The 13,014-nt window shown below is 41.9% G+C and carries 12 protein-coding genes; 7 read left to right on the plus strand and 5 right to left on the minus strand.

Translation table 11 applies throughout. The annotated features are described in order from the left end of the window. Positions 1 to 126 precede the first annotated feature (126 nt). The 3 genes from ACQEXS_RS10645 to ACQEXS_RS10655 are packed head-to-tail and all read left to right on the plus strand — an operon-like array spanning position 127 to position 3,216. The gene (locus ACQEXS_RS10645; RefSeq protein WP_367990350.1) at positions 127 to 675 is read left to right on the plus strand and encodes an ECF-type riboflavin transporter substrate-binding protein; all 549 of its coding nucleotides are present in this window, start codon (positions 127 to 129) and stop codon (positions 673 to 675) included. A gap of 7 nt (positions 676 to 682) precedes the next feature. Next, positions 683 to 2,377 (plus strand): ABC transporter ATP-binding protein, encoded by a 1,695-nt coding sequence (locus ACQEXS_RS10650; protein ID WP_427013805.1) that lies wholly within the window; start codon positions 683 to 685, stop codon positions 2,375 to 2,377. Next, the gene (locus tag ACQEXS_RS10655; RefSeq protein ID WP_427013806.1) at positions 2,374 to 3,216 is read left to right on the plus strand and encodes an energy-coupling factor transporter transmembrane component T family protein; all 843 of its coding nucleotides are present in this window, start codon (positions 2,374 to 2,376) and stop codon (positions 3,214 to 3,216) included. The genes ACQEXS_RS10650 and ACQEXS_RS10655 overlap by 4 nt, the downstream gene beginning before the upstream one ends. Positions 3,217 to 3,249: 33 nt before the next feature. Here the strand turns inward: ACQEXS_RS10655 and ACQEXS_RS10660 are convergent, their stop codons facing one another. Next, a complete protein-coding gene (locus ACQEXS_RS10660) occupies positions 3,250 to 4,428 on the minus strand; it encodes an MFS transporter (protein WP_427013807.1) in 1,179 nt (392 codons plus the stop codon). A gap of 223 nt (positions 4,429 to 4,651) precedes the next feature. Between ACQEXS_RS10660 and ACQEXS_RS10665 the strand changes: the two genes are divergently transcribed. Further along, positions 4,652 to 5,146, plus strand: a complete 495-nt coding sequence (locus tag ACQEXS_RS10665; RefSeq protein WP_427013808.1) for a GNAT family N-acetyltransferase — start codon at positions 4,652 to 4,654, stop codon at positions 5,144 to 5,146. Between the two features lie 16 nt (positions 5,147 to 5,162). Here the strand turns inward: ACQEXS_RS10665 and ACQEXS_RS10670 are convergent, their stop codons facing one another. Together ACQEXS_RS10670 and ACQEXS_RS10675 are read right to left on the minus strand one after the other, a co-directional pair. Beyond that, positions 5,163 to 6,143, minus strand: a complete 981-nt coding sequence (locus tag ACQEXS_RS10670; protein WP_427013849.1) for an oxidoreductase family protein — start codon at positions 6,141 to 6,143, stop codon at positions 5,163 to 5,165. A 2-nt stretch (positions 6,144 to 6,145) separates the two neighbouring features. Continuing rightward, complete coding sequence (locus ACQEXS_RS10675; protein ID WP_427013809.1) at positions 6,146 to 6,424, minus strand: GNAT family N-acetyltransferase; 279 nt, start codon at positions 6,422 to 6,424, stop codon at positions 6,146 to 6,148. Between the two features lie 132 nt (positions 6,425 to 6,556). On the opposite strand from ACQEXS_RS10675, the gene ACQEXS_RS10680 reads away from it, so the two are divergent. Further along, positions 6,557 to 7,294: a PilZ domain-containing protein gene (locus ACQEXS_RS10680; RefSeq protein ID WP_427010777.1), complete on the plus strand. Its 738-nt coding sequence runs from the start codon at positions 6,557 to 6,559 to the stop codon at positions 7,292 to 7,294. Between the two features lie 775 nt (positions 7,295 to 8,069). Then, positions 8,070 to 9,110: an NAD-dependent epimerase/dehydratase family protein gene (locus tag ACQEXS_RS10685; RefSeq protein WP_427013810.1), complete on the plus strand. Its 1,041-nt coding sequence runs from the start codon at positions 8,070 to 8,072 to the stop codon at positions 9,108 to 9,110. Positions 9,111 to 9,182: 72 nt separating this feature from the next. Here ACQEXS_RS10685 and gltS read toward each other — a convergent pair whose 3' ends face one another. Continuing rightward, positions 9,183 to 10,409 (minus strand): sodium/glutamate symporter, encoded by a 1,227-nt coding sequence (gene gltS, locus ACQEXS_RS10690; RefSeq protein ID WP_367990359.1) that lies wholly within the window; start codon positions 10,407 to 10,409, stop codon positions 9,183 to 9,185. 640 nt (positions 10,410 to 11,049) lie between these two features. Here gltS and ACQEXS_RS10695 point away from each other — a divergent pair. Continuing rightward, positions 11,050 to 11,970 (plus strand): DUF368 domain-containing protein, encoded by a 921-nt coding sequence (locus ACQEXS_RS10695; RefSeq protein WP_427013811.1) that lies wholly within the window; start codon positions 11,050 to 11,052, stop codon positions 11,968 to 11,970. A gap of 43 nt (positions 11,971 to 12,013) precedes the next feature. Here the strand turns inward: ACQEXS_RS10695 and ACQEXS_RS10700 are convergent, their stop codons facing one another. Further along, positions 12,014 to 12,991: an arginine deiminase-related protein gene (locus ACQEXS_RS10700; RefSeq protein ID WP_427013812.1), complete on the minus strand. Its 978-nt coding sequence runs from the start codon at positions 12,989 to 12,991 to the stop codon at positions 12,014 to 12,016. Positions 12,992 to 13,014: the final 23 nt, after the last annotated feature.

Raw genomic sequence — 13,014 nt, forward strand, 5'->3', positions numbered from 1 at the left:
CAAGTATGCCGCTTTCCAACACTGCCCCTAAAAGTTATAATTCCCGCCTATTTTTTACTGGCGTACAAAATTTAAACAACAATCGACCAGTAATGTTCTTTAAATATTCAGGGCAAGGGGTTATCTATGAATCTTTCGGCAAAAACCGTCGTCGTCATTGCAATTGGTGCGGCACTGTATGGCATTGGTGGGCTACCAATGTTCGGCATTCCCGTTTTCGCCAATACGACGTTAAAACCGGCAATGGCTGTACTTGCTCTGTTTTCTGTCCTGTTTGGCCCAATTGTAGGCTTTCTTGTCGGTTTTATCGGTCACTGGGTTACCGACCTTTTTGCTGGTTGGGGCGTATGGGTGACCTGGGTATTGGGATCCGGCATTGTTGGATTAATTATGGGGCTCTTCCCAGCGATGACTCGCCAGCGCCTACAAAAAGGGGAGTTACCAGCCAAAGACTTTTTGCTATTCGTACTCCTAGCATTGGTAGGTAACATTATTGGTTACGGATGCTCTGCATTTTTAGATACCATACTTTACGCCGAACCTTTTACCAAAGTATTCACTCAACTTTCCATTATTGCTTCTGGTAACACACTTCTGATCGCGATTGTGGGTTTCTTCATTCTTAAAAATGTTGCTAAACGCAATAAACAAAGCCGCAATCTAAGCGAGGCTTAATTTTTTCATGACCATTGAATTTTCTAACTTCTCTTTTCGATATGAGTCGCTGGATAAACCGACGTTAAAAAATATCAATCTAAGGATAGAGAAAGGAGAGAAAATCCTCATCATCGGCCCAAGCGGGAGTGGTAAATCCACCTTGGGTCAATGCCTTAACGGCCTCATTCCTCACGCAGTTCAAGGTGAGATTAGCGGGACACTGTGCTTTGATGGAGCAGACAGCCGCAAATTTGCTTTACATGACTTCACAGAACAAGTCGGCACAGTATTACAAGATACTGATAGTCAGTTTGTTGGCCTGAGTATTGGTGAAGACATTGCTTTTGCCCTCGAAAACCAACTCACCACCAATATCGACATGTATCCCATGGTGAAAGCGACGGCTCGCATGGTCGCTTTAGACGATATGCTCAATCGTTCTCCCCATGATTTATCTGGCGGACAAAAACAGCGTGTGTCCCTTGCAGGGATCTTAGTCGATGACGTAGAGATTTTACTTTTTGATGAGCCGCTAGCGGCACTTGATCCCAAAACAGGCCAGCGAACTATTGAGATCATCGATGAGCTGCATCAAAGCAATGACAAAACTACGATCATTATTGAACACCGCCTCGAAGACGTGCTCCATCGTGACATTGACCGAGTTATCCTCATGGATCAAGGCTCAATCATTGCAGATCTCATCCCAGACGAATTGCTGGCTTCTGAATTGTTAGGTCAACACGGTATACGAGAACCACTGTACCTGTCGGCACTCAAGTCCGCCCATTGTCACATTCAGGCCATGCATAAGCCTTCAAGTTTAGCGAAAATGTCTCTTGAACCCTTTAACCAATTGGTTAAAAGCTGGTACCACCCAGTTGCTATCGCTAAGCCAGAGAACCCACGAGCACCATTGCTAGAAGTTAATCAGCTTACTTATTCTTACGATGGCGAGAAAAATGCTATTGAAAATGTAAACTTTTGCATTCATCAAGGTGAGTTCGTTTCTATTTTAGGTAAAAATGGTTCTGGCAAATCAACCTTAGCCAAGTTAGCCATGGGGGTTCTTGAGCCCGACGAAGGGACAATGCACTTTAACGGGCAAGATCTCCAAACCCTGAGTATCTTTGAACGAAGTGAAAAAATTGGTGTGGTCATGCAGAACCCAAATCATATGATTTCACACCATATGATTTATGATGAAGTTGCGTTTGGCTTACGTAATCGCGGGATTGATGAGCAAATTATCCAAGAAAAAGTCGAACAAACGTTAACGCTCTGTGGCTTAAATAAGTATCGTCATTGGCCTGTTGAGGCCCTCAGTTACGGCCAAAAGAAACGTGTCACTATCGCATCAATTCTCGTGTTAGAGCCACAACTGCTGATCTTGGATGAGCCAACGGCTGGACAAGACTACCGAAACTACACCGCGATGCTCTCCTTTATCCAAGGGCTGAACCAAAAGTTAGGGATCACTGTGGTGATTGTCTCTCATGACATGCATTTGGTATTGGAGTACACGACTCGCTCACTGGTATTTTCAGACAGCAGACTGATCGCCGATGCCCCTATGACGGATGTCTTCAGCCAACCAGCGCTTTTAGAACGTGCAAACTTAGCCACAACCAGCTTATATCAACTCGCAGATCACTTGAATATCGAAGATAAAAGTAGCTTTATGCGCCATTTTATTCGTCAGGAGAGCAGTGCAGCATGAAGGCATCCAAAATGAAATTTGGTATCAACTACGTTGATACTGGCTCTCCCTTACATGCGTTAAACGGTATTACTAAGTTTATGCTATTTAGTGCTTGGGTAACCGTTGTACTCACTACGTTTGATCTACGCATTATCGGAATGATGATCATACTGGGTCTGAGCCTATTGAAGGCCACACGTGTTCCTTTTCAGGTATACAAGCCGTTACTGATTGGTACCGGTAGTGTACTCATGCTCAATGCACTGTTCATGTATTTGCTCGCTCCCCAGCAAGGCAGTGAGCTTATTGGCAGCAACACTCTGTTGCTCTCCCTACCTGGAAATTACAGCTTAACTCAGGAAACGCTCTATTACTTGTTTACGGTGACCTTAAAGTACTTCAGCATGTTCCCTATTGCGTTAGTGTTTGTTTTTACCACGCACCCTACTGAGTTTGCAGCGAGTCTCAATAAAATAGGCATACCCTATAAGATCGCTTATGCGGTAAGTTTGACTTTGAGGTATTTGCCTGAAGTGAAGCAGGATTTCATAAACATCATGCACGCTCAACAAGCTCGTGGAGTTGATCTATCCAAAAAAGCACCACTATTTACACGCATGCAGAACGTAGCAAAAATCCTAGGCCCTCTGATCTTCTCTAGTCTGGACCGAGCAGACGAAATCTCAAATGCCATGACGTTGAGAGGATTTGGTCGCCATAAAAGCCGTACATGGTATAGCTACAAGCCTCTCACTCAGAAAGACACATTCTGTTTAGCCATCATCGCCATGGTTGTTGTACTAGCAATCACAAAACGCTACACCGACACAGAGTTATTCTGGTACCCATTTAACTAACAAAAAGAGGCCTGTATGGCCTCTTTTTTTGTTTTAGCTCCAACGCAATACCCTAACCTCATTACCACTTTCCGGCTTCTCAGGAATATTTAACGATAGCAGCAACGAAATAAAGGCCATCAAAGCCCCAATATAAAAAACCAGAGAGGGCGATACGAGCCAGATCAGACCAAATGTCACTGGTATGACTACCGCTGCAATATGATTAATCGTAAAGGATACACCTGCGGTGGATGCCATATCCGCTGGATCTGCGATCTTCTGAAAGTAAGTTTTAATCGCTAACGCTAAGGCGAAGAAAAGATGGTCGATTACATAAAGTGCCGCCGCCCATTCTGCTGTTTGAACCATCCCATAGCCCACAAATACACAGATTAAGCCCGCATATTCAAACAACAGCGCTTTTCGCTCCCCAACAACACCAATAAATTTACCGATACGTTTGGCAAACAAAAAATTAAATAAGTAGTTAATCAAAAACAGCATGGTGATATCTGCAGCTGAGTAGCCAAACTTTTCAACCATCAAGAAACCTGCGAACACCGTAAAAATTTGTCGCCGTGCCCCACTCATAAAGGTTAACCCATAGTAGAGCCAATAACGCTTTCTCAGCACAAGCTTTTTGTTTTGCGGCACCTTAGTTTCAAATGTCGGAAAGATCGCAGCCATCCATAAAACAATGACCAATCCCGTACCACCAGAAATCAAATACACCCACTTAAAATCAAGTGCGAATATCTCCAGCATCACCCACAACGCACCATAAGTGATCAGGGAAGCCAATGCCCCAACAGAAATGAGCTTACCAAGCATTTCTGGTGCCTCTTCTTTACTCAGCCATTGCAGAGACAATGATTGCTTTAAGGTTTCAAAATAATGAAAGCCTGTCGACATTAAAACCGTGGTAGCAAGTAGCCCAAATAAAGAAGGAAAAAAACCGGTTAACGCAGTGCCAATGGTCAGCATTAGCAAAGCGATCAACATGAACTTTTGTTCTCTGATGAACAGTAAGACAAACACCACGGTAAAGGCCAAAAAGCCGGGAATTTCTCTGACACTTTGCAGCAAACCAATGTCCGAACCGTCAAAATTTGCTCGTTCAACAACAAAATTGTTCAGTAATGCCATCCAACTCGAAAAAGCGATAGGTACGACGATCGAAATAAGTAATAAAAAATTCTGAGGGGTTTTCCAGTGCGCTGAGGGGGTCATATTTACCTTCCATGAATCATTGCTTATCGATACTACCCTCGCGACCACTATTTATGCAACGAGTACCGTTTATTTCCTTTCCAAGAGCACTTAATTCAGCCCCAAAACATAAAGGCAAAGTGTAGTTATTCACAAAAAGTTTTCGCTACTCAGTGAATAAGAGTTTTATTTCCAATAAGTTATAGATAGAGTAAAAAACACTTAACGGACAGAGAGCTGGAATATGGACATTGTGATTCGACCAACATTAGTAAGTGATGCTGCAGCATTATGTGATATTTATTCTCAACCCGGAGCGCAACGTGAGACACTTCAGTTACCCAAACCTTCTGTCGAGATGTGGACAAAACGACTAGAAAATATCCCTAGCGGCGTATACAGTTTTGTTGCTGAAGTGGATGGAAAAGTGGTAGGTAACATCGGTTTCGAGCATTCACAGCGCCCCAGAACCAGACATTGTGCAACATTTGGCATCGGTGTTCATGATGACTATCATGGGCATGGCATTGGCAGTCAGTTAATCCAAACTGTTGTCGATCTCGCTGACAACTGGCTACAAGTTAAACGCATTCAGATAGAGGTCAACAGCGACAACGATGTTGCTATCGCCTGCTACAAGAAGTTTGGATTTGAAATCGAAGGGGAAGCCAAATGCTCGGCCTTTCGAGATGGTGAATATATTAATACCTATTTCATGGCAAGAATAAGAAACGGTTAATGTTGGAGGCTGGGTATCAACTACCCAGCTCTTGTAATGCCTTTTTCGCCAGCGCTTCAGTATACGGATTGATTTTCCAATGTGTTGGACACCAACCTTTCACAAAACGCTGAAAATCAGCCCAAGCAAGTGCAAACATTGGTCGCCATGCAGCTTCGATATCGCAACTATTTAACTCAGGACGTAGTTTAACAACAGCCTCATCTACATAGGAAAAATAGTGGTCCAACAACCATTGTTCTTTCAATTGGCATTGCTCTGGTTCAATCGCACTACTGATAAAAAGTACCACATCTTTCATTGCGCACCCTTTACCAACATATTGAAAATCAACGGCCGCCGCAGCCACGTTTGAGCCCGCATGGCTGAAACAAAAATTAGCCAGTTTCGCATCGCCATGAACTAAGGTTTGGAACTTAACCGCATCCAACTTCTCATCAATTTTAGCTGCGTTCCCTTTTAAATTTTTATCTTCGAGTGCTTGTAACTCATCAGGACGAGTCGACAAATGCCAATACGTACCGCTTTCCCATAGCCCTTCTCCATTGTGGCCAATATGCTTGACATGGAAGTAAGCTAACCAACGCAAGCAAGCGAGTAACTGAGGCTTTGTTGCTTCTTTAGATAGCTGAGGAAAACCACACGCAGATAAATCTTCCAGTACCAAGAGGAACTCTTGCTCTGATTGCTCTACATAAATGCCTTTTGGAACATAGCAATACTCTGGGCACCCAGAAGCATAGTCGCGATACCATTTGATTTCGACTTGATACGATTTGAGCTTTCTTTGATGAGAACGTGCTGTATTCCATCCTCGTGGATGCTGACTTTTTTCAGGTAACTTCACATGTTTAACAATGACAGACTCAAAGGAAGAGCCTTTCACAAACAAGCGAACCAATTCACCGTAGCCACCCCATAGCGTTTGAATCAGTTCAACCTTAACAACGTTACTGCAGCCTAATTGCTGTACCAAAGATAGATAATCACACTGCATCCTCATGCCTTCAAATGAGCCCATTGGGGATTTTTCGTCAAATAATAATCAACATAACTGCATGCAGGGATCACTTTCAGTCCCTTTTGTTCAATATCCACGAGCAGCGTTTCCATCATTTGACTGCCACTCCCCTTTCCTCTGAGTGATTCAGGTACACTTGTTGATGTAATCGTCAAGGTGTCGTCCACTAGTATCACTTTGACCATGGCATAATGTTGATCACTCAGCTTTACTTTAATTTGAGACGTTTTCTCATCCCAAATAACCAAATCCCCCATACCAACTCCTATTTTTGATAAGTTGCTCAAAATAATAACTAAGATTGATGTTTGAACTATGGATAAAGGAGAAATAAAATCAATCTGCTTGCTAACAAAAAACAATACCACGGCAAGAAGACTGGAGGCTAGATGAATTCTCAAACGTCAGCATTAAAGGAAAACAACGTAAATCCAACCAACTCGGAAAAGAGTGTAATGACTCTCAACAGTACTGATGCGCTCTCTATGGTTGAACATGGCAGTGAGCTTACCGTTGGTATTACGACGCCAGTAGGAACAACTTTCCGCTGTAAAACAACGTTTATTGGCCTTCATTCAAACAATGTTGCACTCATCGAACTCCCCAAGATCTCCCATGATGACCTCGAATTCTTCTTTCAAGAAGGTTTTTGGCTTGCGGTAAGAGCAATATCTCCGAGAGGTGAAGGTGCTGTCGTTCATTTTCGTAGCCAAATGCAACATATCTATAAGACGCCAATTGCCATGGCCGCGATTTCCGTACCACAAACGATGCAAGTAACTCAGCTTCGTAAAGAGCCAAGGTATGAGGTGAATTTGTTTGCAAAAGTTACGAGCGCGAATCATCGTTCAGACTGCGAAATCCGCGACCTATCTAAGAGTGGCTGCCGCTTTATTACACCACCATTGGCACGAACCTTCCAAGTGGGGGATCCCATTCAACTTGAAGTGTGTATCGGTACCCGAGCTGATTCAGCCCTTCCTCCTTTGCAAGGAACAGTATGCAACCTGCAGCGTTCCTTGCATTATGCAAGGTATGGCGTCGCATTTGATGACAATGGTAAGCACAACGCGAAATCACTCCTTGGGCAACTGAAATTTGATGGCACTAAATTAACCTTAAGGTAGCTATATCTAAGGTGCAAATAAAACAGCAAAGATCAGAGAATAGAGACCAAAGTCCGTGTGTGCCATCATTACTATGATTCACAATAACGACCTTCCTATATATTTATAGTTTCTAAAGCTTTTGACTAAGTATTTATTAATAATTAGTTCAAGAATATATTTATTACACAAATATATAATGCCTAGTTTTTTCTCATATCAATTAAAATCATCCAATCAAAAACAAATTACTTTATTCATTTAACAAACTAGCGTATCTTTGTCTCTGCTCATCAAAATTAATTTACTTTATAAATAAAAATCACATATACCAATAAATATCCAAAAATATTATTTATAAGTAAATTACATACAATAAAAAATCATTTACATAGTAAATAAGATTAAATGTATTGATATTAAAGTCATTTATCACGTATGACTGGTAGAGTTCCATGTGGTTCTCTCTTATTTTGTGGGCCCCCTTCATTAAAGCGTGCAAGGCTTAATATTATGTTTGGCGTGGCATACACTGTTCACCTCCCATCCTAGTCATGTGCATTGGCTGATAGGAGGTGGTGATGGCTAACTTTCGTATCTCAGTTACAGCATGCTAAGTCGACAGAAATATCATCATTACATTTCTTATTTCCTATTTCTTAAACTAAAAATTTATTTGTAGCTTTAGAGTTAAAGAGTTGTCTCTTCAAAACAATAAATATAACAATCATAGAGGTAAGATAATTGTTAACTATATTTAAGATTTAATATAGTTGGCAATTACGAACATATTAATATGAAATACACATTGATAACCGGGGTTGCTGGGGTTGTTGGTTTTGAGATTGCTCGACAACAAATTATCTCTGGTAATAATGTCATAGGTATTGATTTACTAAATGAAGAAACCAGAACTATTTTGGAGAAAAAACATGACATTCAAGAACTCAATACCTTAGCCAAAATAAATAATGTCACATTTATTTTCTCTGAGCTCAATATAAAGAGCTCACAAATAGAAACCATATTCGAAAGGCATAAAATAAAGACCGTCATACATTGTGCCTCTCTCGTCCGTGATCGTGTTAGTGTCTTTAGTGCTGCGGAATTTCTAGACAACAACGTTGTCGGTACTGCTCATTTACTTGAAGTGATTAAACAACACCCTTGGGTAGAACATATTGTCTTCACGAGTACGCGCAGTGCGATAGGGGAAGCAAACTCTCCTGACGATCATCTCGATGAGACTAGCCCGTTTAGCCCGATTAACCCTTATGGCGCATCGAAGGCGAGTGTTGAGCATCTTCTCCATTCATTTAGTGCTAATTATCAGATACCAATAACCATCTTCCGGCTAAATCCACAAATTTGTGACCGTCGAGATATGATGCCAAGAATTTTAATTGATGCCGCATTGACTGGACAATCTATTGTGAAGTTTGGTGACGGCTATGCAACTCGTGACTGGCTTGACGTAAGAGATACCGCTCGAGCAATCAATCTATGCTTATTAAATCCTGAAGGGATACGCGTCTTCTGTATAGGAAATGAAAGGATAACAACACTTAATGAGCTGATATATCTGGTCGAAACTATGACGAGTCGAACAATCCAGTTAGTCCACCAAGAAAACCCGATTGGAGATGCAATACACAGTGGCGTATTCTCTACTCAGAAAGCCCAAAGTGCACTCAGTTGGAAGCCTGAGTTTTCACTTGAACAATCACTCCTTCGCCTCATTGAGTTGAGAGCAAGCCAAATACTCGAGAAAAAGCGATTATCTCATAAGAGCGTTAATAACAGAGGTGAACGTCTTTATATGGAAAATGCATATTAGCGATAGCTAAATATGTGAATAACAGTTCTACACTTAGAAAAAAAGCTCTGCAGTGCAGAGCTTTTTTATGTGTTAACCGATGAAGGAAATATACCCCTGTAGAATAATCAGGTTCACAATATCAATGAAGAATGCACCGACAATCGGTACTACCATGAAAGCTTGTGGAGAAGGACCAAATTTATTGACTAGAGAGCCCATATTCATCACTGCTGTCGGTGTTGCACCTAATCCAAAACCACAATGTCCACCAGCCATGACCGCTGCATCATAATTTGAACCCATCACCTTAAATGTAACGAAGTAGGTAAAGATACCCAGTACACAAGATTGTACCGCCAAAATCACGAGGAAAGGCACCGCTAAATCGAAGATATTCCACAACTTCAAACTCATCAGAGCCATGGCTAAGAATAGAGACAATGAAACCGTGCCTAAAATATCGACTGTTTCGGTATCAATGGTTCTCACCTTGGTCACTTCTAAAATATTGGTGATAAACACACCAATAAACAGCGCATAAACAAAGTCTGGGATCATAAGCCAGCTAATTTCAAATGTGCTTACCCATTGCTCTAGATACTTCGCGCCAGTTACGCAAATTAACAGGATGAACAGCACCTCAATCACTTTTTTTGCAGTAACTTTGTCTTCTTCATATTCGTTGTAAGTCACGACTTCGGGGTGACGTTGATGGGTGTGTACACCTCGTCCATAGACTGATTCCAGCTCGTGCTTGTCAATCAATTTCTGCGCGACAGGGCTACCGATGATACCACCGATGATCAAGCCAAACGTTGCAGATGCCATTGCAATTTCTAATGTATTAGACAAACCATAGGTATCTGCAAATGTTTGAGACCAAGCCGCCCCTGTCCCGTGACCACCTGATAGGGTTATCGAACCCGCAATTAAGCCCATCAATGGATCCAGCCCTAAAGCCGTTGCCAGTGACACCCCTACTCCATTTTGGATAATGATGTAGAACGATGCGACTGCAAGGAAAAGGAAAACCTTAGCACCACCTTTCATAAGCTGTGTATAGTTTGCCGCCAAACCAACGGTACTAAAGAACATCAGCATAAAAGTGTTTTGCAAAGGAAGAGAAAACTCCAGATCAATGCCATTGAAATGCATGAGCGTAATAGCAACCGCGACAATCAATCCACCCACAATTGGTTCAGGAATGTTGAATTTCCTCAAAATGGGCAGCTTCTCTTTTACGAAATGCCCTAAAAACAACACACCAATTGCGATTAAGAAAGATTCTAGCGTTTCAATTGAAATTACGTGATTCATATAACCTCTTTATTGTTTTTCACTCATCTTCCTTAACGAGCAAGAGCAGACTTAGCTGGCTCTTAAAATTAGTACGGATTTTCTAGTCGAAAAGTATCCTCTGTATGGTGGCTTAACCACGCTCGACAAACAGATTAAACGCCCGTGTTAATTGGGCAGGGAAAAGAAAGCGGGCATTATTAAAAAGTTCTGGGGGGTTTGTCGAGTTTATTGCCGAAATTCTCAATCTGCAGAGTGTAAACTTTGGCAAGGTCTTACCTATGAGAAAGGGAATGTGTGCTATACGCCAACCAAAAGGCAAAAAAAAGCCAAACGCAATAAGGCATTTGGCATATGTTTTTGTGTGAACAAAGTTATTCACTAACAACGTCAGTTGGCTAGGTGACCCTCGGCTTAATAAGGATCAATGTTACTAGAGCACGAAGCGTGCCAACTTTGAAATACATAAAAAGACGAATAAATCGGCAATATGAAACCAAACCCAAGCATTAGTTTGCAAATTGCAAATGCATATTGCAACAACGTTGCAAATCAATACTCAACTGTTCACATATACATACAAGTTATTTGGATCGTTTTCGTACTTTTTTGACATCAGAGTCGGTATACTCCGCACATCTTCCCTAACAAACCACAGAGAATGAATTACTTTAGTACTTTCTTAAAAGGCATGGCGATGGGCGCTGCCGACGTTGTACCAGGAGTTTCCGGCGGTACGATTGCATTTATTACGGGTATTTACGACACGTTGCTTGAGAGCATTCGTCGTGTGAATCCGAGTGTTTTAAAAATTTGGAAGAATGAGGGATTCTCAGCGGCTTTTAACCATATCAATGGTTTTTTCCTTATCGCATTATTTGGTGGCATACTCACCAGCATTGCCACCTTGGCTCGCTTAATTTCATGGTTACTAGAGACGCACCCAATTCCATTGTGGTCGTTTTTCTTTGGCTTGATCTTGGTGTCGGTTTACCACATTCTACGCCAGGTCGAACACAAAACACTGAGCCGGTTCTTGCTGTTATGTCTTGGAATCGCGTTTGCCTACAGCATCACTGTGCTTAAACCACTGCAATTAGAGCCAACCACATTTAATATTATTCTGGCAGGCTCTATTGCAATATGTGCCATGATCCTTCCTGGTATCTCTGGAAGTTTCATTCTGCTACTTATTGGCATGTACGCACCTGTATTAGGCGCAGTCAAAGGAATGGACATCCAAGTGCTTGCACTATTTTTGGTTGGTTGTGTCACAGGTTTACTGGCCTTTTCTCACGTGCTTTCTTGGTTGCTTAAGAACTATCGCGATTTTGCGTTAGTGTTCCTGACTGGCTTAATGATAGGTACATTGCCGAAAATCTGGCCTTGGAAAGAAACACTGACATGGCGCACGAATTCGAAAGGGGAAATGGTACCCCTAACGCAGCACAACTTATCTCCCTTTGATTTTGAAAGTATCACTTCACAACCCGCTCAACTTGGTTTGGCGATTGTATTGATGTTCTGTGCCATAGCGTTGGTACTTGGCTTAGAAAAGTTTGCTGAAAAGCACGACATCTAAAGCAAAAAGGCAGAGCTCAAGCTCTGCCTTTTTCATATCTACCTTACAAGACTCGGTTTCGAGTGGGTAAGAACACTTCTCCTAACATGCACCTCACACTTCCCCCACCAATATTTTCAATGGTCGAAACATCAAAAGCCAGTAGCTTACCGTGGCTGGATAGCTGTCCTTTCTGCGACGGCGAAAATGCATCATAAGCAGACTTAGACATTGCAATTACCTTGTCACCATTCACCGTTTCGAGTTGCAAGATATTACCGCAAAACTGATTCATTTGATCGATAGAGATAGAGATCACTTGCTTGTCTTTAGCCAACGACTTGACAACAAAACGTCGCTCAAACTCAGGGATCACTTCATCACAAATAACACAGAAATGTTCGCCAATCGCCATCATCACATTAGTGTGATAAATCGGATGCCCGGATGGTAATGCAGTTTGGAAAGAGACAACACGCGAATACCCGATTCTTTCAGCATAGTCTTCAAGTACTTCACGATCACACCGTTGTGACAACGCGGCATAGATCGTTTTATTTACATGGTCTTTAACCATCACACCAGTACTTTCCAAATGCGCGTCATCCTTGAGGTATGAAGTAAGATCATCTTGTCGCTTCACGACGCGACCAGCTTGATTTAACGCAGCAATTAAACTTTCAGAACGCACTTCTTGTTGTCGATTTTGGCATGCCATAGGGAAAGCAAAAAATTCGCCAGCCAAAGTTGTACTGAACCAATTATTAGGGAATACAGCATCTGGCGTTTCAACCTCACTTTCCGGGTAGTCAAATTCCACGACTTGAATACCTTCACGGCGCAAAGACGCCACCATTGCATCAAACTCAACCATCGCTTGGCGGCGGATCTGCGCATCCGTTAAGTCGACATGATGTTGGAACTCGTTATCTTTTGCTGTTTCCGCATTGAACTTAAACTCTTTTGGCGGAACCATCACAACACAATTTGCATTCTGTACTGAAATAGATTCATTTTTCAGATGGGTTTGCTGTTTCAACATTGCTACAAACTCGTTATTCTCAC

The organism is Vibrio sp. TRT 17S01, assembly GCF_050113695.1.
GTDB lineage: Bacteria > Pseudomonadota > Gammaproteobacteria > Enterobacterales > Vibrionaceae > Vibrio.

Coding starts and splice junctions, on each gene's coding strand:
- ACQEXS_RS10645 (WP_367990350.1), top strand. CDS start 127: ATGAATCTTTCGGCAAAAACCGTCGTCGTCATTGCAATTGGTGCGGCA.
- ACQEXS_RS10650 (WP_427013805.1), top strand. CDS start 683: ATGACCATTGAATTTTCTAACTTCTCTTTTCGATATGAGTCGCTGGAT.
- ACQEXS_RS10655 (WP_427013806.1), top strand. CDS start 2,374: ATGAAGGCATCCAAAATGAAATTTGGTATCAACTACGTTGATACTGGC.
- ACQEXS_RS10660 (WP_427013807.1), bottom strand. CDS start 4,428: ATGACCCCCTCAGCGCACTGGAAAACCCCTCAGAATTTTTTATTACTT.
- ACQEXS_RS10665 (WP_427013808.1), top strand. CDS start 4,652: ATGGACATTGTGATTCGACCAACATTAGTAAGTGATGCTGCAGCATTA.
- ACQEXS_RS10670 (WP_427013849.1), bottom strand. CDS start 6,143: ATGCAGTGTGATTATCTATCTTTGGTACAGCAATTAGGCTGCAGTAAC.
- ACQEXS_RS10675 (WP_427013809.1), bottom strand. CDS start 6,424: ATGGGGGATTTGGTTATTTGGGATGAGAAAACGTCTCAAATTAAAGTA.
- ACQEXS_RS10680 (WP_427010777.1), top strand. CDS start 6,557: ATGAATTCTCAAACGTCAGCATTAAAGGAAAACAACGTAAATCCAACC.
- ACQEXS_RS10685 (WP_427013810.1), top strand. CDS start 8,070: ATGAAATACACATTGATAACCGGGGTTGCTGGGGTTGTTGGTTTTGAG.
- gltS (WP_367990359.1), bottom strand. CDS start 10,409: ATGAATCACGTAATTTCAATTGAAACGCTAGAATCTTTCTTAATCGCA.
- ACQEXS_RS10695 (WP_427013811.1), top strand. CDS start 11,050: ATGAATTACTTTAGTACTTTCTTAAAAGGCATGGCGATGGGCGCTGCC.
- ACQEXS_RS10700 (WP_427013812.1), bottom strand. CDS start 12,991: ATGTTGAAACAGCAAACCCATCTGAAAAATGAATCTATTTCAGTACAG.